This is a genomic window from Telluria sp. BA11 (genome assembly GCF_056680305.1).
The window spans coordinates 1,570,169-1,591,990 of sequence record NZ_CM155275.1 but is presented as its reverse complement, the minus strand read 5'-3'; the positions used below and the strand labels follow the sequence as shown (position 1 = coordinate 1,591,990).

Here is a 21,822-nt window from a genome sequence, read left to right as displayed (position 1 = left end):
CCTACTCGACGAAGACGACCGCCGTGCGGGCCGGCACCGTGAAGGTGCCGCTGGCGCTGTCGAAGCGCGCCTTCAGCGCGCGCTTGTCGGCCGCGCCAGGTGCGCTGTGCACCGGATGCAGCTTCAGGCGCTTGCCGCGCAGCGTGGCGTCCTTGATCGTGTGCGCCCGCTTGTCGACGTTCACCAGGTAACCCATCCCGGCAAAGCCGGCCCCCGGATAGCCTTTGCCATCGAGCCAGGCGGCCAGCACGGTCGGCTCCTGCTGCGGCCCCGTATTGAAGAAGCGCAGGCGCGTGTTGATGTCGTCGGCCGTGCGCAGGCGCAGCAGCGTGCTGCTGGCGCGGATGCGCAGCAGGTCGCGGAAGGCGTCGCGCGCAAACGCGATGTCGGCGGGCGCCGGCTTCATCGCGGCATTGGCCAGCAACGGCTTGAACAGCGGCCAGTCTTTGGCATTGTCCGGCGCCGGCGGCAGGCCGGTACCGAAGAAGTTGTCCTGGTAGGTCCAGTCGATGCGGTTGAACCAGTCGCCCGAATTGAAGCTGTTGCGGTCCAGCGATTTCGAGCGCAGCGTGTCGATGCCGGCGTGGTAATACGCCACGCCCTGGCTGAACGCATTGATCGCCATCCCCAGCACCTGAACCCGCGCGCGCTCCGCGCTGCTCGTTGCCACAGGCAGCTTGAGCACGTTGATGTCGTACAGCGTCTGGTTGTCGTGGTTCTCGACGTAGTTGACCGCTTCACCCGGTTCGCTGGCGTAGCCGGCCGGCTGGTTGCCACCGTAGACCATCGCCTGCAACTGGCGCACCTGGCCATCGAATCCTTGCATCGGATACGTGCGCACCGAGCCGGCCAGGCCGACGCGGATCAGGTCCGCGGCGCGCAGCAGGTCCGCCTTCTTCGCGTCGCCGCCAAGGGCGTTGGCGTCATACACCAGGCCATTGATATAGCCCTGCTGCTTGACCACGGGTTCGCCCGAGTCGCCGGGCGAGCCGCCGCGCACGGCGTCGCGCGCGCGGTCGCTGAAGGTGCCGATGCCCGTGCCGTTCAGCGACAGCTGCGAGGCCTGCACGAAGCGCGCGCCATCGGCCACTTCGCCGAAGTTCCAGCCTTCGCCGATCAGCTGCACGTGGCGGCCCGCCGCCGTGTCGACAGCCTGCTGCAGGCGCACCATCGCTTCGCGCGGCTGGTGGCCCATCAGGTCGAAGCGGAACGAATCGATCTTGTACTGGCGCGTCCACAACACCGACGAATCGATCATCAGTTTGGCCATCATCGTGTTTTCGGTCGCCGTGTTGAAGCAGCAGGTCGAGGCCTCGATGCCGCCCACGGCGTTCAGGCGATGGTAGTAGCCCGGCACCACGCGGTCGAGGATCGATTTTTCTTCCTGGCCGGCGATGAAGGTGTGGTTGTAGACTACGTCGGTGCCCACGCGCAGGCCGGCCTTGTGCAGGTCCATGACCATCTGGCGGAACTCGACGATGCGGCGCGCGCCGTCCTGCGGGTCGCTTGCGTAACTGCCTTCGACAGCGTTGAAGTGCTGCGGGTCGTAGCCCCAGTTGAAGCAATCGGTATGGGCGGTCTTGACGACCAGCGCCTGCTGGCTCTCGCCATCCGGCGCGCCGGCAGGGGCGGGCTGCGCGCACGCCACTTCGGGGATGCTGCCGATGTCGTACACGGGCAGCAGGTGGATGTCGGTCAGGCCCGCTTTTGCCAGCGCGCGCAGGTGCCGCATGCCGTTCGAATTGGTCTCGCCGAACGCGCCGTACTTGCCGCGTTTGGCCGGCGGCACGGTCTGGTCGATCAGCGAGAAGTCGCGCACGTGCAGCTCGTAGATGACCATGTCGGTCTGCGCCTTGACCGTGGCCGGTGGCTGCGTGGTGTCCCAGCCGGCGGGCTTGAGGTTCGGCGCATCCAGGTTGGCGATGTAGCTGCGTTTGGAGTCCGCATTCAGGCTGACCGAGTACGGGTCGGTCACCAGGTTGCGTACCAGTCCGGCGCCATCGGCGACGACGTCGACCGCGTACTTGTAATAGGTGCCGGACAAATCGCGCGGGACGCTGGCAGCCCAGGCGCCGGTGCGTGCGTCCAGCGTCAGCGGCAGCACGGCGTTCGCGCGGCCCGTTGCGCTGTCATAGGTGCACACGGCCACATCGCGCGCAGTTGGCGCCCACAGCTTGAAGGCAGTTTTGTCGCCGGTGGGCGTCGCGCCCAGGTCCGGGATGCGTTCGGCGGCCGCATACAGGTCGTCGAGCGCGCCGGCCGCCTGCACGCGGGTTGCGTCGCGCACGGTGCCATCCGGGTTCTCATGCACCAGCACCAGCTGTTCGCGGTGCAGGGCAGGCAGGCGCGCCAGGTCGGCTTCCTGCACGCTCAGGGTCGGGCCGCTGGCGACCCATTTGAAGCGTGTGGCGACGGCTTGCGGCACCGCGACGCGCGAGACGGCCAGCGTGATCGCGCCGGCGCTGCCGGTGACCTTGCTGCCCGCCGTGGCCTGGATGCCGCCGACAGGGGAGTGGTACAGGCGGTATACGCCATCGCCAGAGGCGCCGGGCCAGCGCACGAGGCGGCGGTCGAGCCAGACGGCGCGCGCATCGAGCTTGGTGGCGGAGGCGCTGAGTACCTCCTGGAAGGCCGGGCTGTCGCAGGTGGCGAGAGGAACGGCAGCATACGCGCTGGAGGACAGCGATGCTGCAAGCAGGACAAGGTGACGTTTCATGGACCGCTTACCCCGCGACGCTGCTGCGATAGTGGTCGACCATGCGGTAGCGCGTCGCATACCACCCGAACGCCGCCGCCGACAGCAGCGCGAACGCGGCAAAGAAGTACATCTGGAACGCCATCACCCCCACGCCCGAGCCTTCGATATACGCGATCACTGCCTCGTTCTTGACGCTGGCATTGACGATCAGCACCCACAGGTTGCCGACCGTAACGGCCAGGTACCATAGCGCCATGATCACGCCCTTCATCGATGCTGGCGCCTGGCTGTAAGCGAATTCGAGACCCGTCGCCGAGACCAGCACTTCACCAAGCGTGAGCAGCGCATACGGCGCGATCTGCCACGCGATCGAGACAGCGTCGCCGGCGTCGAGCGCCACCTGCAGATTGCCCACGACGATCCAGGCCGCAGCCGATAGTGCGATGCCGGCCGTCATGCGGCGCAGGGGCGTGGGCTCGACGCCCATCTTGCGCATCAGCGGGAACAGGACGATGTTGTTGATCGGGATGAGCAGCATCACGAGCAGGGGATTCAGGGCCTGCATCTGGGCCGGGATCACATCGAAGGTCCAGCCCAGCAGGTTCACTTGCGTGGTCATCGTGTTGGCCTGCACGATCCAGGTCGAGGCCTTCTGGTCGAACAGCGACCAGAACGGCGTGACGAGCGCGAACACGATCAGGATGCGCAGCACGGCGCGCACGCCGTCCACGGCGTCGTCGGGATGCAGGCCGCGTGCGCGGTCCAGCTGCATCGACGTGCCCATGCCGCCAAAGGCCATCAACAGCACCAGGGCCGTACAGGCAGCGATCACGAAGCCCCATTGCGCGGCCATGGCCAGCGAAGCCAAGGCGCCGGCTGCGCCCAGCAAGGCCAGGTTCAGGCCTGGACGGCCCTGGCCGGGCTGCCTGGCCAGCAGCGCACTTTTCGCCACGCGCATGAACGAGTGCGGATTGGCCGGTGCAGGCGGCACGTGCACGTACTTCTTTTTGCCGCTCCAGAACACCATCGTCGCGATGAACATCAGGATGCCGGGCACGCCGAAGGCCCAGGCCGGACCGTAGTCGCGCAGCAGCAGCGGCATCAGGAGCGAGGCGAAGAACGAACCGAAATTGATGATCCAGTAGAAGGCGTCGAAGACGACCTTCGCCTTGTCCTTGTTGGTGTGGTCGAACTGGTCACCGACGAAGCTGGCCACCAGCGGCTTGATGCCGCCCGAGCCGAGCGCGATCAGGAACAGGCCGAAGTAGAAGCCGTTGACGTTGTCCTCGAACATGGCCAGGCAGGCGTGACCGAGGCAGTACACGAGACTGAGCCAGAACACCGTGTTGTACTTGCCGAAGTAGCGGTCGGCCAGCCAGCCACCCAGCAGCGGGAAGAAGTAGACGCCGATGACGAAGGTGTGGAACACGTGCTTGGCTTCGCCGGTGCGCATGTCTTCCGGCAGAAACATCAAGAGGGTCGTGATCAGGAACGGCGTCAGGATGTTGCGCATCCCGTAGAAACTGAAGCGTTCGCACCCCTCATTGGCAATGATGTAGGGGATTTGCCGGGGCATGCGCCCGGTGCCTGGTTTTGCGAGAGATGTCATCGAACCGCTTCCTTGAATTGGCAAACAGACGCGATGCTATGACGGGGACGCCTCTCTTTGCAACATAAAAATTGTCGTGAAACAAACTAGAAACAAAGTGGCAACATGCATACGTAGTTTAGGTACGGATGAAGAATCGGCAGAATCGGCTATAACGCTTCAAGTCATTGAAATTAAATGACTAAATGGGATTTATGGCTGGCTGACTGGAATTGTCAAGACGAGTCGCCTGATGTATATTGCCTAGAATTCCACATCACGCATCCGCCCGGACCAGCCAATGACCCAGATCTCGACGACCGACAACCCGAACTGGTGGCGCGAAGCCATCATCTATCAGGTATACCCGCGCAGCTTCCTCGACACCAACGGTGATGGCGTCGGCGACCTGAACGGCGTGACCGAAAAGCTCGACTACATCGCGAGCCTGGGCGTGGACATCGTGTGGCTGTCGCCGTTCTTCAAGTCGCCGATGGCCGATTTCGGCTACGACATCGAAGACTATTGCGACGTCGATCCGCTGTTCGGCGACCTGGCCGACTTTGACCGCATGGTCGCCAAGGCGCACAGCCTGGGCCTGAAGATCATGATCGACCAGGTGATGTCGCACACGGCCGAGACGCACAAATGGTTCGTCGAAAGCCGCGCCAGCCGCGACAATCCGAAGTCGGACTGGTATGTGTGGGCCGACCCGCTCCCGGACGGCAACCCGCCCAACAACTGGCTGTCGGTGTTCGGCGGCTCGTCGTGGCAGTGGGACACCCGCCGCAAGCAGTACTACCTGCATAACTTCCTCGTGAGCCAGCCGCAGCTGAACTTCCACAATCCGCTGGTGCAGCAGGCGCACCTCGATGCGCAGCGTTTCTGGCTCGAGCGCGGCGTCGACGGCGTGCGCATGGATGCGTGCGTGTTCCACTTCCACGACCGCCAGCTGCGCAGCAACCCGCCGGCGCTGGTGCGCGATACGTCGACCGTGACGGACGTGAACCCGTACGGCATGCAGGCGCACCTGTACGACAAGACGCAGCCCGAGAACATCGCGTTTCTCGAGCGCGTGCGCGCACAACTGAATGAATTCGGCGCCGTCTCGATCGGCGAGATCAGCTCGGACGACGCGCTGGCCCAGATGAGCGAGTACACCGAAGGCGGCAACAAGCTGCACATGGCCTACAGCTTCAACCTGCTCACGCCGGTCTTCACGGCCGCGCATGTGCGCCGCCAGGTCGAGGAATTCAACGAACGCGTCAAGGATGGCTGGGCGTCGTGGTCGGTCGGTAACCACGACGCGATCCGCGTCGCCACGCGCTGGGGCGGCGTCAACCCGGCGCCTGGTTTCACCAAGCTGGTGCTGGCGATGCAGCTCTCGCTCAAGGGCACGCCATGCCTGTACCAGGGCGATGAACTTGGCCTGACCGAGGCCGATGTGCCGTACGAACTGCTGCAGGACCCGTACGGCAAGACCTTCTGGCCCGAGTTCAAGGGCCGCGACGGCTGCCGCACGCCAATGCCATGGGTGGCCGATGCGCCGCACGCGGGCTTTACCGACGGCCAGCCGTGGTTGCCGGTGGACGCCGCGCACGTCAAGGCCGCCGTCGATCTGCAGGACCGCGACCACGATTCGATGCTGAACTTCCAGCGCCGCTTCATCGCCCTGCGCCGCAGCCTGCCGCAACTCACGCGCGGCGAGATCGCGTTCTTCGATGCGCCCGAGCCGGTCCTGGCGCTGCGCCGCGACCTGGCCGGACATGACAGCGTGCTGGCCGCGTTCAATCTGTCGAACGAAGAAGTCAGCTTTGACTGGCCGGCAACGGACGGCGTGGCGCAGATGCCGGTCGACGGCCTGCAGGGCAGTGCGCAGCAGGGCCGCGTCACGCTGGCGCCGTACGGTGCCTGGTTCGGCACCGTGGCGGCGAATCGCTGATGGCCGGCGCGCAGCCCGAAAAATTCGCGCGCACGGCGTTTGCCGATGGCCCGCGCCTGCTCGCGGACATTGGCGCCACGCATGCGCGCTTCGCGCTGCAATGCGCGCCCGGGGTGTTTCGCGACGTGGCGGTGCTGCGCTGCGACGACTTCGCCGGCATCGTGCCGCTGCTGCGCCATTATCTGCTCGACCACCAGGACGTTACGCTGCACCACGGCGCCTTTGCGGTGGCCAATCCGATCAGCGGCGACTATGTGCGCATGACCAACCGCGCGTGGGAGTTTTCCACCGATGCCGTGCGGCGCGAGCTGGGCCTGGCCACGCTGTTGATCGTCAATGACTTCACGGCGCTGGCCACGGCCTTGCCCAATTTTGCGCGCGACGATCTGATGCAGGTCGGTCCGGGCAAGGCGGTGCCGGGCGCCGTCATCGGCGTGCTGGGGCCGGGCACGGGCCTGGGCGTCTCGGGCGGTATTCCGACCGCCGACGGCTTCGTCACGCTGGGCAGCGAAGGCGGGCACGTGAACTTCGCGCCGTTCGACGAGCGCGAATTCGCGATTCTGCAATACGCCTGGCGCGAGTGGCCGCACGTGTCGAACGAACGCCTGATTTCCGGGCCCGGGATGGAAGTGATCTACCGCGCGCTGGCCGACCGCAATGGCATCGACGCCGCGCCGCGCACGGCCGCGACGATCGTGGCCGGCGCGCTCGAACAGAACGATGCGCTGTGCCTGGAAACGCTCGAGTGCTTCTGCGGCATGCTGGGCGGCGCAGCGGCCAATCTGGCCGTCACGCTCGGCGCGTTTGGCGGCGTGTACATCGGCGGGGGCATCGTGCCGCGCCTGGGCGAGTGGTTTGCCAGCTCGCCGTTTCGCGCGCGCTTCGAAGCCAAGGGCCGTTTCTCGGACTACCTGGCCGACATTCCGACCTGGGTGATCACGACGCCCAACCCCGCCTTTCACGGCGTGGCCACCATTCTGGCCGAACACCTGCGCGGGCGCAGCGGCGCCAACACGCTGATGGAGCGCATCACGCAGCTGCGCCACGAGCTGTCGCCGGCCGAAGGGCGCGTGGCCAGCCTCGTGATCGACCAGCCGCGCATGGTGCTCAATGAACCGATCGCCGAGATTGCGCGCCTGGCCGACGTGAGCCAGCCGACCGTGATCCGGTTTTGCCGCTCGCTGGGCTTCCAGGGCCTGGCCGACTTCAAGCTCAAGTTCGCCAGTAGCCTGACCGGCTCGATCCCCGTGCGCCACAGCCAGGTGCGCCTGAGCGACAGCACGCACGATCTGTCGGCCAAGGTCATCGACAACACGGTGTCGGCGATCCTGCGTTTTCGCGACCAGCTCGACGTGCGTTCTCTTGACCGCGCGATCGAGATGGTCAGCCGCGCCAAGCGCGTCGAGTTCTACGCGATGGGCAATTCGCGCGCGGTGGCGCTCGATGGTCAGCACAAGTTCTTCCGCTTCCGTATCCCGACCGCGCTGTATGGCGATGCGCACCTGTTCACGCTGGCCGCCGAATTGCTGGGGCCGGGCGACGTGGTGATTGCGGTATCGAATTCAGGCGGCTTGCCCGAACTGCTGGAAGCAGTGGACATCGCGCGCGCGGCCGGCGCTGATGTCATCGCGATCAGCAACAGCCAGTCGCCGCTGGCGCGCAAGGCCAGCGTGTGCCTGGCGGTCGATCATGCCGAGGACAGTACGAGCTTCCTGTCGATGATTTCGCGCATCCTGCAATTGCTGCTGATCGACATCATGGCCGTCGGGATCTCGGTCGATGGCCAGCATGGACCGGCGCCGGGGCAGGATCCGCGCCGGCTGCTGATCTCGCATCTGGATAGTTAATCTGCGCTCTTCAGGTTGACGCGCTCGATCGTGCGGCGCCATTCCTGCAGGCTCAGGAGAGTGTCGGATTCGGTGTCGTCGACGAGGATTTCGCTGCCGTCCTGCGCGACCAGGAAGCTTTCCTGCCGCCGCGCGTCCTGTGCGCGGTTTTCGACAAAACTCAGCTGGTAGTACGTCTTGCCGTTCACCTCGCGCGGCGCCGGGTTGTCCTCGACCACGGCGCCATGCGCCTTGCCGCCGGTGCGCCGTTCGATCTGCGCCGACCAGGCCTTCAGTTCCGGTAACGCCAGCAATGCGGTCATTGCCTGTTCCTTGCTCTGCACAGGTGCCTGGACGACAGGTGCGGCCGGCGCCGGGGCGGGCGGCGGCGCGGGCCGCTCGGCCCGCTGGCAGGCAGCAACTGCGCAGCACAGGGCAAGCGCCGCAAGAGTCGTGCGCAAGGTAGGGAAGACGGCAGCGCGAGGGGACATGGCAGGTTCCGTGAGATAAGACGGCCATACTAAACCATGCTTGTTTTAGCGGCAATATGCGTCGTCTGTGACGTCCATACGGACGTTATTATTTCCACATGGAAATGCTTTCGTGGTTTTCGCCACGCTCTGCATATGTTTCATGTTGGCATCTGATTTAGTTGATGTGAGTAATGATATTCTGTAGGAACATTCCTACCAGTCAGTACACCGCATGGACAACCGCGCTACTTACCAACGTCGTCTCGAACGAAGCTCCCACCGCGAAAAACGCCTGATGACGCTTGCCGTACTGGGCGTTGCCGTCGGTGTGGCCGGCGTCGTGCTGCCATCGCCATCGATCAGCTGGCCGATGTTCGGACCAGCGTCGAACGCGGCCCCGGTCGCTGGCGCACCGGCGCATGCATTGAGCGCGACGCCACCAACGGCGCAGCAGACAGCTGCGGCACGGCGCATTTACCGGCACTCGGTCGTGCCGGGTGGCGTGGCGGACAAGGTCGAACTGGCGCAGATCTTGCGAACTGACCGGCTCGTGGCGGCGCACTACGCGAGCTTCAATGTCGGCAATGCCCGCGCCGTGACGGTGACGGCCCCGCGCGCAGTCTATGTGTCGTACCGGAAGAACGATCAAATCTACTGGACCTCGAAGAAGGTCATGCTCGAGCAGGGCGAGACGCTCCTGACCGACGGCGAGCACGAGATCCGCGCCCGCTGTGCCAACCGCATCTCGGACGTGCCGCAGTATCCGGTCGAACCCCACGGGCCAACCGAAGCCGAACTCGATACCGTGGTTGCTGTCGGCAACTTCTCCGATACGGCTGGCGCGATTGGTGAAGAAGGCAACATGCTGCCCGTGGGCATGGACGACCTGATCACCAGCGAGGAAGGGGGGCAGCGCTACAATGCCATCAGCTTTCCCAATGGCGCTGGTCTGCTGACGCCGGAAAATACGACGCCAATGCCGACGCCGTCTCGCCAGGGTCAGCCACCTGGCGCGCCGAACTGGTATGGCACGCCGATCTATGCTGGCGGCGTGCTGGGCCCTGCCAGCCCTGTCGGCGGTCGCGATGACGTGCCAGCGCCGGCCACGGATAGTGGCGGAAGCACGGTGCCGGGAAGCGTCAGTCCGACAGTCGGCGCCGGTGACACGGGTGGCACGGATCGCCCTGGCGTCAAAGAGGTACCGCCTCCGGTCCCCGTGCCGGACGGCGGCGGCAATGACGTGCCCGAACTGCCGGTCAAGACGCCGCCGTCCCCGCCGACGCCAGGCACCGGTATCGACACGCCGGGGACCCCTGGTACGCCTGGTACCCCTGGTACGCCGGGTACTCCTGGCACGCCAGGTATCCCGACCGTACCGGCGACGCCAACGACGCCAACGCCGCCGGGCGACACCGTGGTCGAACCGGTCGTGCCGACCGAAGTACCTGAACCAGGCACGCTGTGGCTCGGCGGTATCGCACTGGCTGCGCTGCTGTGGCTGCGTCGCAAGGGGTCGCGCGTCCGCTGAAAGACGCAGACAACGCAGACAACAAAAAACCCGCGAGGTGTGAACCTCGCGGGTTTTTTATCGTGGGTAGCGGGGGCGAAGCCTGCAGCGCGCTTCGCCCGGACTGCCCCGGCAATCACATCATGCCGTCCATACCACCCATGCCGCCCATGCCGCCCATACCACCCATGCCGCCGGCTGGCTTGTCTTCAGCCAGTTCCGACACCATGCAATCGGTGGTCAGCATCAGGCCGGCGATCGACGCTGCATTCTGCAGTGCCGAACGGGTGACCTTGGCTGGATCCAGCACGCCCATTTCGACCATGTCGCCGTAGGTGCCGTTGGCTGCGTTGTAGCCGTAGTTGCCGGTGCCGGCCAACACTGCTGCAACGACGACCGATGGCTCTTCGCCGGCGTTCTGGACGATCATGCGCAGTGGCTCTTCCATTGCGCGCAGAACGATCTTGATACCAGCGTCCTGGTCAGGGTTGTCGCCCTTGACAGTGATGTTGGCACGAGCGCGCAGCAGGGCCACGCCGCCGCCGGCAACGATGCCTTCTTCCACAGCAGCGCGGGTAGCGTGCAGTGCATCTTCGACGCGTGCTTTCTTTTCCTTCATCTCGACTTCGGTGGCTGCACCGACGCGGATCACGGCAACGCCGCCGGCCAGCTTGGCCACGCGCTCTTGCAGTTTTTCGCGGTCGTAGTCCGAGGTCGCTTCTTCGATCTGGGCGCGGATCATCTTGACGCGGCCTTCGATCGATTCAGCCTGGCCGGCGCCGTCGATGATGATGGTGTTTTCCTTGCCGACTTCGATGCGCTTGGCCTGGCCCAGCTCTTCCAGCGTGACCTTTTCGAGCGTCAGGCCGACTTCTTCAGCGATGACCTGGCCGCCGGTCAGGACAGCGATGTCTTCCAGCATGGCCTTGCGACGGTCGCCAAAGCCTGGGGCCTTGACAGCGACGGTCTTCAGGATGCCGCGGATGTTGTTGACGACCAGGGTCGCCAGCGCTTCGCCGTCGATGTCTTCAGCGACGATGACCAGTGGACGGCCAGCTTTCGCGACTTGTTCCAGTACCGGCAGCAGGTCACGGATGTTCGAGATCTTCTTGTCGCACAGCAGGACGAATGGGTTTTCGTGCACGGCGACTTGCTTGTCCGGGTTGTTGATGAAGTACGGCGACAGGTAGCCGCGGTCGAACTGCATGCCTTCCACGATGTCCAGTTCGTCGTTCAGCGACTTGCCGTCTTCCACGGTGATGACGCCTTCCTTGCCCACTTTTTCCATCGCTTCAGCGATGCGCTCACCGATCGAGGTTTCCGAGTTGGCCGAAATGGCGCCGACTTGTGCGATCTCTTTGGTGGTGGTGGTTGGCTTGGCGATCTTGCGCAGTTCTTCGACGGTGGCAGCAACTGCCTTGTCGATGCCGCGCTTCAGGTCCATCGGGTTCATGCCGGCGGCAACGAACTTCATGCCTTCGCGAACGATGGCTTGTGCCAGCACGGTCGCGGTGGTGGTGCCGTCACCGGCGTTGTCGCTGGTCTTGGAAGCAACTTCCTTGACCATCTGCGCGCCCATGTTCTGCAGCTTGTCTTTCAGTTCGATTTCTTTGGCGACCGAGACACCATCCTTGGTGACGGTCGGCGCGCCGAACGAGCGCTCGAGCACGACGTTACGGCCTTTCGGGCCCAGGGTGACTTTGACTGCATTGGCGAGGATATTGACGCCTTCGACCATCTTGGCGCGCGCTGCGTCGCCGAATACTACTTCTTTAGCTGCCATTTGTTATTTCTCCGAAATGTTCGTGAGTGGGGTCAGAAATTACAGTGCGACGATCGCGAGGATTTCTTCTTCGCGCAGCACCAGCAGTTCCTGGCCATCGATCTTGACGGTCTGAGCGCCATACTTGGAGAACAGCACGCGATCGCCGACTTTCACTTCCAGAGGGCGGAGCTGGCCGTTATCTTGCACTTTACCGTTACCAACGGCGAGAACTTCGCCTTGGTCCGGCTTCTCTGCCGCGGCATCAGGGATGATCAGGCCGGACGCAGTTTTGGTTTCCTGGTCGAGACGCTTCACGATTACGCGATCGTGCAGAGGGCGAAGGTTCATGCAAAACTCCTTAATATTCAATGGATTAACTGGCGTTTTTGACGCCGTCGCAGCAAGTTGATGATGCTGCGCCGGTCTGCAAAGAGTTGTTAGCACTCTCAGCTAACGAGTGCTAATTATAGGGACGATAACCTGCCTTTTCAAGGCGCATGATGGCGAAAACATTTTAAACACTTGATATAGCGCAATCATGACATTGGCATATGCGCAATGTTTGCCAGCGTTTGTCGGCTGTGGATGGCACGACCGGAGGGCGGCAGCGTACACCGCCGACCACATTGACGCCGCACGCCAGCGTGTTATTACTGCCGCACGGCAATGGGCACCGGTTGACGGAAAAAGCAACTCGATCCTATAGTGTCGAATGATTTCCGAATTCCAAGACCTCTCAGACAAAATCGACCGGCTTGCGCAACTGACCCAGTCGTTGCGCGCCGAGAATTACCTGCTCCGCCAGGCCAATACCTTGCTCAGCACCGAGAACCTCGCGTTCAAGGAGCGCCTGATCGAGGCGCAGCGCCGCGTCGAAGCATTGCTCGACGAATTGCCGAAGCCGCCGGACGCATCGGGCGACGCAGACGAATCTGCCGCAGCCGAACCAGCCGAAGAGGCGCCGCCCGATCCCAATGCGCCGATCCCGCCGCATCTCGCCCACGCTCGTCGTCAGGGGGCACTATGATCCATCTCGACGTGCATATCATGGGCCAGTCCTACCGTCTGGCGTGCCGCGACGGCGAACAGCGCACGCTGCGCGAAGCGGTGAGCTACCTCGACGGCAAGATGTGCCAGCTGCGCGATTCCGGCAAGGTCAAGGGCACCGACCGCATCGCCGTGATGGCGGCGCTGAGCGTGGCTGCCGAATTCCTGTCGGTGAAGTCGCCGCAAGGGCCGCTGTCGGACATGTCGATCCTCGAGGTCAAGCAAAAACTCGAGTCGATGCACACGGTCCTCGATCGGGTATTGGCGGGCCAGGAAAATCTGTCCTGAAAGGCCGAATCCGTTTGACAGGGCTGGTCAAAGGAGTAAACTCTCTTCTGCCCTGCGGTGTTCGAGATTTGCCATATATTCCTTGAACCATTCTTACGCATAGGTCGTGGAACAAGTTCGATGGGTGTGAGCGTCGCTAGTCCGACGAACCCGAAATTGATCTGACCGTGACCGCCTTGAACCGTTGTGGTTCAGGATGCCGGCAAAAACGGCACAGGCGGGGACTAAACATACAAGCGGTTGCGCACTCGGTACGCAGCCGCTTTTTTTATGTGCGCATTCACTGATGCATCCGATGCATCGTGTGCTGGCAGGGAGAACAGCGCGATGCGCTACTGGTTGATGAAATCCGAGCCCGACGAAGTCAGTTTCGACGACGTCCTGGCCGCCCCCGGTGCCACCGTGGCCTGGTTTGGCGTACGCAACTACCAGGCGCGCAACTTCATGCGCGACGCCATGGCCGTCGGCGACGGCGTGCTGTTCTACCACTCGGGCGGCAAGCTGCCCGGCGTGGCCGGCATCGCCGAAATCGTCAGTGGCCCGTACCCCGATGCCTCCCAGTTCGACGCCGCCAGCCATTACCACGACCCGAAGGCCACGCCCGAAACGCCGCGCTGGATCTCGGTCGATGTCAAGGCGGTCGAAGCGGGCCGCTTCGTGCCGCTGGCCGAACTGCGCACGGTGGCTGCGCTGGACGACATGGTGCTGCTGCAAAAGGGCAGCCGTCTGTCGATCTCGCCGGTCACGAAAGCCCAGTACACGACCATCGTCGCGCTCGTGCGCGGCAAAGGAACGACATGATGGCGCTCGCATTCGATCCGCTGCTGATTCTGGCCCTGCTGGCGATGGGCGCGTTTGGTGGCTTCGTGGCTGGCCTGCTTGGCGTCGGCGGCGGCATGATCCTCGTGCCGTTCATCACGATGATCTTCACGGCGCGCGGCTTTCCCGAGGAACTCGTGGTGCACATGGCGATCGCCACCTCACTGGGCACCATTTTCTTTACCTCGTTGTCGTCGGTGCGTGCGCATCACAAGCACGGCGCCGTGCTGTGGCCGATCGTACGCTTGTTCACGCCCGGCATCCTGCTCGGCGCGTGGATCGGGCCCTGGATCGGCAAGCAGATGAACACCCCGGTGCTGGCCTTCTTTTTCGGCTGCTTCGTGGCGTACTCGGCGATCCAGATGCTGATCGGGAAAAAACCGGCAGCGGCGCGTGAGCTGCCCGGCAAGCCGGGCATGTTTGCCGCGGGCAGCGTGATCGGCATCCTGGCAGGGCTCGTGGGGGCGGGCGGCGCCTTCGTCTCGGTGCCGTTCATGACGCGCTGTAATGTACGCATCCATAACGCCGTGGCCACCAGTGCCGCGATCGGCTTTCCGGTTGCGCTGATGGGGACCCTGTCGAACGTCTATTTCGGCTGGGGCGAACCTGGGTTGCCGCCCTGGTCGCTGGGCTTCATCTACCTGCCGGCGCTGGCGATCATCGTGCTGGCCAGCGTGTCGATGGCGCCGCTGGGCGCGCGCACCGCGCACAAGCTGCCGGTACGTCAACTACAGCGCATCTTCAGCGTCATCCTGTGCGCGCTGGCTGCCTACATGTTCTGGAAAGCGTTCAACTAGACTGTAGCTAGGCCTTGCGCACCCGCGCGCGGTCCAGCGGCAGGTCGCGCATGCGCAGGCCGCAGGCGTCGAACACCGCGTTGGCAATCGCCGCTGCCGCCGGGCCCTGCGCCGCTTCGCCGGTGCCCAGGAACGGCTGGCCGGGGCGGTCGATCAGGTGCACGTCGATCTGCTCCGGCGCCTGGGCAAAGCGCAGGATCGGATATGATGCCCAATCCACCGTCAGCACGCGCGATGCGTCGAAGCGCACCTGTTCCAGCAAGGTCCAGCTGGCCGACTGGATGATGCCGCCCTCGATCTGGTTGCGCACGCCGTCCGGGCTGACGATCTCGCCGCAATCGACGGCGCTCACCGCGCGCGTGATGCGCACCAGGCCCGTCTCGCGCGCCACCTCGACTTCCACCGCGATGGCGCAGTACGAGGCCAGGTTTTTGTAGCGCGCAAACGCGAAGCCGCGGCCGCGCCGGGCAGGGCGCCGGTACGCATCCCAGCCAAATTTTGCTGCCGCCAGCTTGACCACGTCAAGAGCGCGTGGATCGTCCAGATGCCGCAGCCGGAACGCGACCGGGTCGCTGTTCGCGGCGCGCGCCAGTTCGTCCATGAAGCTTTCGATGGCAAACACATTGCAGTAGGCGCCCAGGCCGCGCAGCGCCGACGAGCGCAGCACCGGCTTTGGCTGGAAGTGGTGCACCACGCGCGCATTGGGCAGCACGTAATACGGAATCGCATTGCGGTCGCCGCTGCCTTCGGGTTGCGGCGCAGGCTTGGCAACGGGTGGCGCAAACGGGCGCGCCAGGTGCGTGGCCGCCAGCAGGTTACCGGCCTTGCCGGGGCGCGTGTTGTGCGGTGGCGTGAAGACGTCGTGCTGCCAGTCGGCGATGCGGCCGGTGCTGTCGAGCGTGGCGGCCACCTGCACCACCATCGCCGCGCCGAACGGCTCCCACGCGTGTTCTTCTTCGCGCATCCACTGCACGCGCACGGGCCGACCGGGCAGGGCGCGCGCAAGCAGGATGGCGTCGGCCGCGACATCGTCGGCCCCGTTGTGGCCATAGCAGCCCGACCCTTCGACGTGGATGCAGCGGATCGTGTCTTCGTTGACGGCGATCAGTTCGGCCAGGGCCGTGCGCAGCGGGAAGACACCCTGTGCGTGGGTCCAGACGGTATAGCGGCCATCGACCAGTTGCGCCACGGCGCACGAGGGGCCGATCGAGGCGTGCAGCTGGAACGGGCGCGTGTAACGCGCGGCAAACTGGCGGCCGGCCGATCCGGCGGTGCCACGCGCCAGGATCGGCAGCGCCTCGGCCGGCTGGGCGCGGATAAAGGCATTCACGTCGGGATGCACCGGCAGCGACGCTGGCGTCTCCCAGCGCGTGGCCCGCGCCAGCGCCGTCGCCGCCTTCACGGCGCGGTACTCGCCCTCGGCGATCACGGCGAGAAAGCGCCCGTCCTGCACCACCTTGAGCACGCCCGGCAGGCGTTCGATCGCGGCGGCATCGACAGCGATCAGCCGCGCGGCCTGCGACGGCGGCCGCACGATGCGCGCATGCACCATCTGCGGCAGCCGCAGGTCTTGCACGTAGGCAGCGCCACCCGTGACCTTGGCCGGGATATCGATGCGCGGCACCGACTTGCCGATTGCCGTGCGCGGGCTTGGCGGGGGTGGTGCGGGCGTTGGCGTGGCGCGCAGGTGCAGTTCCTGGCCCGTCACCAGTTGCCCGAACGTGACGCGCCGGCCGCCCGTGCTGAATGCGCCATCCTTGAGCGCCAGGCTGCCCGCGGGCGCGCCCAGGCGCGTGGCAGCCAGTTCGCCCAGGCGCAGACGCACTTGGCCGGCCACATGGCGCAGCGCCGTGCCGCTGTCCTTCATCGAATTGCTGCCGGCGGTGATGCCTTCGTCCGGCGTGCGCGCCGTGTCGGCGGTGACGAGCTGCAGGCGGCCAGGCGCCAGGCGCAGTTCGTCGGCCACTACCTGCAAGAGCGCAGTCTTGATGCCTTGCCCCAGTTCGGCCTTGCCGGTAAATACCGTGATGCGTTCATTGGCCTCGATGCGGATCCAGGCGTCGAGCCACGGCGACTTGTCCAGGCTCTTGGGCAGCTCACCGGGGGCGGCAACGGCGGTTGCCGGCAGCGCGAACGACAGCGTCAGGGCGCCGCCGCCAGCGAGAAAGGCACGGCGGCCGGTATCGATCATCATGGCTTGCCCTTCGCTGCCAGCGTATTGGCGGCGCGCCGCACGGCGCGCAGGATGCGCATGTGCGTGCCGCAGCGGCACAGGTTCGGCGACATGTGGGCGCGGATCTGGGCGTCGGTCGGCGCCGGCGTCTTTTCGAGCAGCGCCGTGGCCTGCATCAGCATGCCGGCGATGCAGTAGCCGCACTGCGCGGCCTGCTCGTCGATGAAGGCTTGCTGCAGTACGCCCGGGGTGGTGGCATTGCCCAGGCCTTCGACCGTGCGCACCGGCCGCTGGCCGACGATGGACACCGGCACCATGCACGACATCGCAGGCTTCCCGTCCAGCAGCACCGTGCACGAACCGCACTGGCCCAGGCCGCAGCCGAACTTCGCGCCATTGAGTTCGAGGTCATTCCGCAGCACGTACAGCAGCGGAGTATCGGCATCCTGGTCGACGGCGTGCACCTTGCCGTTCACTTGCAGGCGGTAGGTCGTCATTCTTTGCTCGCTTTGCGCACGGCCTTGTCCAGATCGGGCCACACGGGTTGATTCGCGCCATATTTTCGCAGGTAGGCTGCCAGGGCGCCGGTCTGTTCGTCGGTGAGAATCGTTTTAAAGGCCGGCATGAAGCGCGACGGCTCGCCATCGGGCGGCGTGATGCCGTCCAGCGTGATGTGAATCAGGTCGCGCGGGTCGGGGTCGTACAGCGCGATCGCCTTTTGCAGCGGCAGCGCGGTGCCGGAACTGGCGTCGCGTCCGGCGTCGTGGCAGCGTGCGCACGCATTGTCATAGACCGCGTAGCCAAGCGTCATGCGTTGCAGGTCAGGATCGTCATTGGCCGGTTTGGGCAGCGGGCCGGCCTGCTGCGCCGGCGTCGCGCGCGGCGGCGCCTTGGCCAGCTGGCTGTGGGTCCAGGCGGCCAGCGCCGCCACGTCGCGCTCGTCCGCTTGCGCCAGGTGCGTGACCACATCCTGCATCGGCCCGGCCGCCATCGCGTGGTCGTGCGCGACGCCGGTGCGCAGATACGCATGCAGCTGGTCGCGGGTCCAGGGCAGGGGCGACGGCGAATGTTCGTTCAGCGCCGGCGCGTACCAGTCATCGGCTTCGCCGCCGTCAAGCTGCTTCTTCAGATCGGGGCTGCCCAGCAGCGTGCGCGGCGTGTGGCAGGCGGCGCAGTGGGCGACCGCGTCGGCCAGGTACGCGCCGCGATTCCATTCGGCCGATTGACCGGCGACCGGCTGCCAGGGCGTGTCGTCCAGGTACAGCACGTTCCAGAACGCGACCAGAGGGCGGAACCCGAACGGGAAGGTCATCCGGTTCTCGCGTGCCGGCGCCACGATCGCGGGGCGCGTCATGAAGTAGGCGTATAAATCCTGGATGTCGCCGTCGGTCATGCGTACATAGTGGTTGTACGGGAAGGCGGGATACAGTAGGTGGCCATCGCGCGCGACGCCTTCGCGCATCGCGCGTGTAAAAGCCGCTTCGCTCCAGGCGCCGATGCCGGTCCTGGTGTCGGGGGTAATGTTGGTGCTGTGGACCGTGCCGAACGGGGTGTTCATCGGCTTGCCGCCGGCAAAGGGCCGCGACAGATCCGGCGTATGGCACGAGGCGCACATGCCAAGGCGCGCCAGGTTGGCGCCGCGCCCGATGCGGGTGGTGTCGAAGGATTGTTGCGCGGTCTGCGGCGCCAGTGCGGGGCGCCACATGATGGCAAACGCGATGCCGCTGGCGACGATGACGGCTGCGAGCAGCAGCCACCAGCCGGTATGTCGTTTGCGCTGGACTTGAACCATCGGGACTCCGTGTCGGGGAGGCCCATTGTGGATGCAGCAAGGGTGGGCGCTCTGTGCGTTCGCCCACCCAGGGGGTACTTATGCCGTCACGGGGCGCGTGGGCGCTTTGCGGTATGCCCATACCAGCATGGCCAGCGCAGCGATGATCATCGGCAGCGACAATACCTGGCCCGACGTGATCGGCAAGCCGAACACGGTGGTTTCCCAATCCGGCACGCGGAACCATTCGGTGAAGAAGCGCGCGCAGCCATACAGCAGCGTGAACATGGCGCCGACGGCCAGACGCGGACGCGCCTTGCGTGCGAACATCCACAGGATGATGAAGACCAGCACACCGTCGATCAGCGCCTGGTACAGCGGCGACGGATGGCGCGGACCGGTCACGCCCGGCCACAGCATGGCCCACGGCAGGCTCGGATCGGCCAGACGGCCCGGCAGTTCGGCGTTGATGAAGTTGCCCATGCGGCCGGCGGCATACCCGAGCGGCACGAGCGGCGCGATGAAGTCGTACACGTCGAGGATGTTGCGGCGGCGCTTGCGGGCCCACAGCGCCATCGCGATCAAGACACCCAGGAAGCCACCATGGAACGACATGCCGCCGCGCCAGATCATGAAGATCTCGAGCGGGTGGGCCAGGTAGTACAGCGGCTGGTAGAACAGCACTTCGCCCAGGCGGCCACCAATGATCACACCGAGCATCCCGTAGAACAGCATGTCGTCCAGGTCATCCTTGGTCCAGCCCTGCACCGCCACGTGCGGCATGCGGATGCGCACGCGGCCCAGCATGATGAACAGGGCAAAGGCGACCACGTACATCAGGCCATACCAGTGGATTTGCACCGGCCCGAGCGCGAGCGCGATCGGGTCCGGCTGCGGATGAATCAGCATAATCAGTCTTTCTTCAATAGGTCCAGGAAGCCCTTGAGGACGGGCGAATCGTTATCGCGCCGCCACGCCAGGCCTGTTTCGGCCAACGGCGCGGCGTCGCGCAGGGCACGGTATTCTACGCCGGGGCGCATCAGGTTCGACACGGATTGTGGCACAAGTGCCAAGCCCATGCCGCCGGAAACCAGGCTGACGATGGTCTGCATCTGGATTGCCTCCTGCCCGATCGTGGGCACCACGCCTGCGGCGCGGTAGCAGGCCAGGATCGCATCGTGCAGGCTGGGCGCCACCGTGCGCGGGAAGATTACCAGCGGCAGCGGGGGCAGGTCGCGCAGCCACACCGGTCCTGGTGTAGCCAGCGCTGCCAGTCCGCTGGGCGCGCACAGCACCAGCGGTTCGTCGAGCAGCTTGCGGTAGTCGAGCGCCGGATCGGCCGTTCCCGCGGGTGCGCCCGGCTGCAGCGGGATCACGAAGCCGGCATCGATGCGGCCGGACAGCAGGTCGTCGAACTGCACGTCGGACGTCGCCTCGTGCAGCACCAGGCGTACGCCCGGGAACGCCGCGCGGTAGCGGCGCAGCACGTCGGGCAGCATGCCCAGGCCGGCCGTGGAAACAAACGACAGCGCCAGGCGGCCCGCTTCGCCGCTGGCCGCGCGCCGCACCAGTTCGGGCAGCGCGCCGGCTTCATCGAGGATGCGGCGCGCTTCGGGCAGCAGCGCGCTGCCGGCCGCCGTCAGGCCGACCATGCGGCGGTTGCGCAAAAACAGCGGCGCGCCGAGCAGGTCTTCGAGATTGGCGATGCTTTGCGAGAGCGGCGGCTGCGTCATGTGCAGGCGCTGCGCGGCGCGACCGAAATGCAGCTCTTCGGCCACGGCGACGAAATGGCGGAGCTGGCGCAGTTCGGGATGCATTGATGGCGGTGATGGATGGACAGGACTCGGTGAGTTGTCCAATGTATCACAGCACAAGTATCACAGCGCCACCATGACAGCGCCGGGGTCTGGTCAGCGGCGCTTTTCCAGCGACTTCTTCACGCGGTCGGTGCGGCGCTGTTCATCGACGTCGTGCGCCTTGCGCTTGTCCAGGCCCAGCGCCTTTTCGATGTACTCGAACCAGATGAAGGCGACGACCATCAGGCCGATGATGTACCACCAGGACAGGTCGGCAAAACGCCAGACCTCAAAGCCACGCAGGGAGGCAAGCAGGGCGATCAAGAGGATCAGAGGCATGATGAAAACTCCTTGTAGCCACACATCTTACGGCGTAAATGATGCTTGTGGGAAAATCTAGCAGTTTTCTGTTACACCGTATGAGCAAATGTGGTGATCGCGTTACAGAGTGTATCGCTTGCAGAAGGTCTGCCGGATTGCCGGTAAAATTCACTCAGTCACTAATCCGGAGAATTCCATGAAGCGGTCCCTGTTGTTGTGTGTCGTGCTGTCGGCGTTTGCGTCTGGCAGCGCCCTGGCCCAGGCCGACCTGGCCAAGGCCAAGAATTGCATGGCCTGCCACACGTCAGCCACCAAGCTGGTTGGCCCGGCCTACAAGGACGTCGCCGAGAAATACGCGGGCCAGAAGGGCGCCGAAGACAAGCTGGTGCAGAAGGTACTCAAGGGCGGCTCAGGCACCTGGGGCCCGATCCCGATGCCGGCCAATCCGCAGGTCAGCGAGGCCGAAGCGCGCTCGCTGGTCAAGTGGGTGCTCGCGACCAAATAAGCCATCCGGCTGCTGCACGACACGAAGCGCGCCTGCGTGAGCAAGGCGCGCTTTTTTATGGGCGATCCGCAGGCCACGTGGTGTAAGATCGCCGGCTATTCTCCCGCCTTTCCCACCTGACCAAAGCATGACCACCATCGATTCTCCCGCACCCGATACGCCCCGCGAGGTCGTCAAGCCCACCATCGGCGTCTACCGCCGCCACCTGCTCGTGTGCACCGGCTCACGCTGCAGCGCTGACGGCGCTTCGCAGGCATTGTTCGACAGCCTGGGCGAGAAGTTCAAGGCCAGCGGCCTGGATGGCGGCCCGCTGCGCGTCAAGCGCAGCCGGGTGAGCTGCTTCGCGGCGTGCAAGGGCGGGCCGATCGTCTGCGTCCAGCCAGACGGCACCTGGTACTACAACGTCACGCCGGACAATATGGACCGCATCATCGACCAGCACCTGTGCAAGGGTGAGCGCGTGGAAGACCTGGTATTCCACCAGGCGGGCACGGAGGCGTGACGAC

20 protein-coding genes and 1 other RNA gene are annotated in these 21,822 nt (G+C 65.1%); 10 read left to right on the top strand and 11 right to left on the bottom strand.

The genetic code is table 11. The features are described from left to right. Position 1: 1 nt before the first annotated feature. Positions 2 to 2,716, bottom strand: coding sequence for an alpha-1,6-glucosidase domain-containing protein (locus AC1MGT_RS07000; RefSeq protein WP_499503573.1), 2,715 nt, complete (start codon positions 2,714 to 2,716; stop codon positions 2 to 4). A 7-nt stretch (positions 2,717 to 2,723) separates the two neighbouring features. Beyond that, positions 2,724 to 4,274 (bottom strand): POT-type proton-dependent oligopeptide transporter, encoded by a 1,551-nt coding sequence (locus tag AC1MGT_RS06995; protein WP_499503572.1) that lies wholly within the window; start codon positions 4,272 to 4,274, stop codon positions 2,724 to 2,726. 313 nt (positions 4,275 to 4,587) lie between these two features. On the opposite strand from AC1MGT_RS06995, the gene AC1MGT_RS06990 reads away from it, so the two are divergent. Further along, positions 4,588 to 6,228: an alpha-glucosidase gene (locus AC1MGT_RS06990; protein WP_499503571.1), complete on the top strand. Its 1,641-nt coding sequence runs from the start codon at positions 4,588 to 4,590 to the stop codon at positions 6,226 to 6,228. Then, the gene (locus AC1MGT_RS06985) at positions 6,228 to 8,075 is read left to right on the top strand and encodes a glucokinase (protein WP_499503570.1); all 1,848 of its coding nucleotides are present in this window, start codon (positions 6,228 to 6,230) and stop codon (positions 8,073 to 8,075) included. Before AC1MGT_RS06990 ends, AC1MGT_RS06985 begins: the two co-directional genes overlap by 1 nt. Here AC1MGT_RS06985 and AC1MGT_RS06980 read toward each other — a convergent pair. Continuing rightward, a complete protein-coding gene (locus tag AC1MGT_RS06980; RefSeq protein ID WP_499503569.1) occupies positions 8,072 to 8,545 on the bottom strand; it encodes a hypothetical protein in 474 nt (157 codons plus the stop codon). The genes AC1MGT_RS06985 and AC1MGT_RS06980 overlap by 4 nt on opposite strands. A 277-nt stretch (positions 8,546 to 8,822) precedes the next feature. Between AC1MGT_RS06980 and AC1MGT_RS06975 the strand changes: the two genes are divergently transcribed. Further along, on the top strand, positions 8,823 to 10,055 hold the full coding sequence (locus AC1MGT_RS06975) for a PEP-CTERM sorting domain-containing protein (RefSeq protein ID WP_499503568.1): 1,233 nt from the start codon (positions 8,823 to 8,825) through the stop codon (positions 10,053 to 10,055). A gap of 115 nt (positions 10,056 to 10,170) precedes the next feature. Here the strand turns inward: AC1MGT_RS06975 and groL are convergent, their stop codons facing one another. Both groL and groES read right to left on the bottom strand, forming a co-directional pair. Continuing rightward, positions 10,171 to 11,817: a chaperonin GroEL gene (gene groL, locus AC1MGT_RS06970; RefSeq protein WP_499503567.1), complete on the bottom strand. Its 1,647-nt coding sequence runs from the start codon at positions 11,815 to 11,817 to the stop codon at positions 10,171 to 10,173. Positions 11,818 to 11,856: 39 nt separating this feature from the next. Continuing rightward, positions 11,857 to 12,147, bottom strand: a complete 291-nt coding sequence (gene groES / locus AC1MGT_RS06965; protein ID WP_183555885.1) for a co-chaperone GroES — start codon at positions 12,145 to 12,147, stop codon at positions 11,857 to 11,859. 364 nt (positions 12,148 to 12,511) lie between these two features. Here groES and AC1MGT_RS06960 point away from each other — a divergent pair, with 364 nt between their 5' ends. The 5 genes from AC1MGT_RS06960 (at position 12,512) to AC1MGT_RS06940 (ending at position 14,750) form a co-directional block, all read left to right on the top strand. After that, on the top strand, positions 12,512 to 12,826 hold the full coding sequence (locus tag AC1MGT_RS06960) for a hypothetical protein (RefSeq protein WP_499503566.1): 315 nt from the start codon (positions 12,512 to 12,514) through the stop codon (positions 12,824 to 12,826). Beyond that, entirely contained in the window at positions 12,823 to 13,134 is a 312-nt protein-coding gene (locus AC1MGT_RS06955; RefSeq protein ID WP_499503565.1) for a cell division protein ZapA, read from the top strand. The genes AC1MGT_RS06960 and AC1MGT_RS06955 overlap by 4 nt, the downstream gene beginning before the upstream one ends. Before the next feature lie 46 nt (positions 13,135 to 13,180). After that, positions 13,181 to 13,362: non-coding RNA, 6S RNA (gene ssrS / locus AC1MGT_RS06950), on the top strand. Between the two features lie 99 nt (positions 13,363 to 13,461). Then, positions 13,462 to 13,935, top strand: a complete 474-nt coding sequence (locus AC1MGT_RS06945; RefSeq protein WP_332533652.1) for an EVE domain-containing protein — start codon at positions 13,462 to 13,464, stop codon at positions 13,933 to 13,935. Beyond that, the gene (locus tag AC1MGT_RS06940) at positions 13,932 to 14,750 is read left to right on the top strand and encodes a sulfite exporter TauE/SafE family protein (protein WP_499503564.1); all 819 of its coding nucleotides are present in this window, start codon (positions 13,932 to 13,934) and stop codon (positions 14,748 to 14,750) included. The genes AC1MGT_RS06945 and AC1MGT_RS06940 overlap by 4 nt, the downstream gene beginning before the upstream one ends. 7 nt (positions 14,751 to 14,757) lie before the next feature. Here AC1MGT_RS06940 and AC1MGT_RS06935 read toward each other — a convergent pair whose 3' ends face one another. From AC1MGT_RS06935 to AC1MGT_RS06910, 6 genes are all read right to left on the bottom strand, one after another. After that, a complete protein-coding gene (locus tag AC1MGT_RS06935) occupies positions 14,758 to 16,944 on the bottom strand; it encodes a xanthine dehydrogenase family protein molybdopterin-binding subunit (protein WP_499503563.1) in 2,187 nt (728 codons plus the stop codon). Beyond that, the gene (locus tag AC1MGT_RS06930; RefSeq protein WP_499503562.1) at positions 16,941 to 17,420 is read right to left on the bottom strand and encodes a (2Fe-2S)-binding protein; all 480 of its coding nucleotides are present in this window, start codon (positions 17,418 to 17,420) and stop codon (positions 16,941 to 16,943) included. The genes AC1MGT_RS06935 and AC1MGT_RS06930 overlap by 4 nt, the downstream gene beginning before the upstream one ends. After that, a complete protein-coding gene (locus AC1MGT_RS06925) occupies positions 17,417 to 18,715 on the bottom strand; it encodes a c-type cytochrome (RefSeq protein ID WP_499503561.1) in 1,299 nt (432 codons plus the stop codon). Before AC1MGT_RS06925 ends, AC1MGT_RS06930 begins: the two co-directional genes overlap by 4 nt. A gap of 78 nt (positions 18,716 to 18,793) precedes the next feature. Beyond that, complete coding sequence (gene lgt / locus AC1MGT_RS06920; protein ID WP_499503560.1) at positions 18,794 to 19,603, bottom strand: prolipoprotein diacylglyceryl transferase; 810 nt, start codon at positions 19,601 to 19,603, stop codon at positions 18,794 to 18,796. A 2-nt stretch (positions 19,604 to 19,605) separates the two neighbouring features. Beyond that, positions 19,606 to 20,511, bottom strand: coding sequence for a LysR family transcriptional regulator (locus AC1MGT_RS06915; protein WP_499503559.1), 906 nt, complete (start codon positions 20,509 to 20,511; stop codon positions 19,606 to 19,608). A gap of 93 nt (positions 20,512 to 20,604) precedes the next feature. Continuing rightward, positions 20,605 to 20,829 carry a TIGR04438 family Trp-rich protein gene (locus AC1MGT_RS06910; RefSeq protein ID WP_499503558.1) on the bottom strand — a complete coding sequence of 75 codons (225 nt, stop codon included), beginning with the start codon at positions 20,827 to 20,829 and terminating at the stop codon, positions 20,605 to 20,607. Between the two features lie 178 nt (positions 20,830 to 21,007). On the opposite strand from AC1MGT_RS06910, the gene AC1MGT_RS06905 reads away from it, so the two are divergent. Both AC1MGT_RS06905 and AC1MGT_RS06900 read left to right on the top strand, forming a co-directional pair. Beyond that, a complete protein-coding gene (locus tag AC1MGT_RS06905; protein ID WP_258835467.1) occupies positions 21,008 to 21,316 on the top strand; it encodes a c-type cytochrome in 309 nt (102 codons plus the stop codon). Between the two features lie 127 nt (positions 21,317 to 21,443). Continuing rightward, entirely contained in the window at positions 21,444 to 21,818 is a 375-nt protein-coding gene (locus AC1MGT_RS06900; protein ID WP_499503557.1) for a (2Fe-2S) ferredoxin domain-containing protein, read from the top strand. Positions 21,819 to 21,822: the final 4 nt, after the last annotated feature.

Bases quoted from the DNA above. Each gene is read 5' to 3' on its own strand.
- AC1MGT_RS07000 (WP_499503573.1), bottom strand. From the start codon at position 2,716: ATGAAACGTCACCTTGTCCTGCTTGCAGCATCGCTGTCCTCCAGCGCG.
- AC1MGT_RS06995 (WP_499503572.1), bottom strand. From the start codon at position 4,274: ATGCCCCGGCAAATCCCCTACATCATTGCCAATGAGGGGTGCGAACGC.
- AC1MGT_RS06990 (WP_499503571.1), top strand. From the start codon at position 4,588: ATGACCCAGATCTCGACGACCGACAACCCGAACTGGTGGCGCGAAGCC.
- AC1MGT_RS06985 (WP_499503570.1), top strand. From the start codon at position 6,228: ATGGCCGGCGCGCAGCCCGAAAAATTCGCGCGCACGGCGTTTGCCGAT.
- AC1MGT_RS06980 (WP_499503569.1), bottom strand. From the start codon at position 8,545: ATGTCCCCTCGCGCTGCCGTCTTCCCTACCTTGCGCACGACTCTTGCG.
- AC1MGT_RS06975 (WP_499503568.1), top strand. From the start codon at position 8,823: ATGACGCTTGCCGTACTGGGCGTTGCCGTCGGTGTGGCCGGCGTCGTG.
- groL (WP_499503567.1), bottom strand. From the start codon at position 11,817: ATGGCAGCTAAAGAAGTAGTATTCGGCGACGCAGCGCGCGCCAAGATG.
- groES (WP_183555885.1), bottom strand. From the start codon at position 12,147: ATGAACCTTCGCCCTCTGCACGATCGCGTAATCGTGAAGCGTCTCGAC.
- AC1MGT_RS06960 (WP_499503566.1), top strand. From the start codon at position 12,512: ATGATTTCCGAATTCCAAGACCTCTCAGACAAAATCGACCGGCTTGCG.
- AC1MGT_RS06955 (WP_499503565.1), top strand. From the start codon at position 12,823: ATGATCCATCTCGACGTGCATATCATGGGCCAGTCCTACCGTCTGGCG.
- AC1MGT_RS06945 (WP_332533652.1), top strand. From the start codon at position 13,462: ATGCGCTACTGGTTGATGAAATCCGAGCCCGACGAAGTCAGTTTCGAC.
- AC1MGT_RS06940 (WP_499503564.1), top strand. From the start codon at position 13,932: ATGATGGCGCTCGCATTCGATCCGCTGCTGATTCTGGCCCTGCTGGCG.
- AC1MGT_RS06935 (WP_499503563.1), bottom strand. From the start codon at position 16,944: ATGATGATCGATACCGGCCGCCGTGCCTTTCTCGCTGGCGGCGGCGCC.
- AC1MGT_RS06930 (WP_499503562.1), bottom strand. From the start codon at position 17,420: ATGACGACCTACCGCCTGCAAGTGAACGGCAAGGTGCACGCCGTCGAC.
- AC1MGT_RS06925 (WP_499503561.1), bottom strand. From the start codon at position 18,715: ATGGTTCAAGTCCAGCGCAAACGACATACCGGCTGGTGGCTGCTGCTC.
- lgt (WP_499503560.1), bottom strand. From the start codon at position 19,603: ATGCTGATTCATCCGCAGCCGGACCCGATCGCGCTCGCGCTCGGGCCG.
- AC1MGT_RS06915 (WP_499503559.1), bottom strand. From the start codon at position 20,511: ATGCATCCCGAACTGCGCCAGCTCCGCCATTTCGTCGCCGTGGCCGAA.
- AC1MGT_RS06910 (WP_499503558.1), bottom strand. From the start codon at position 20,829: ATGCCTCTGATCCTCTTGATCGCCCTGCTTGCCTCCCTGCGTGGCTTT.
- AC1MGT_RS06905 (WP_258835467.1), top strand. From the start codon at position 21,008: ATGAAGCGGTCCCTGTTGTTGTGTGTCGTGCTGTCGGCGTTTGCGTCT.
- AC1MGT_RS06900 (WP_499503557.1), top strand. From the start codon at position 21,444: ATGACCACCATCGATTCTCCCGCACCCGATACGCCCCGCGAGGTCGTC.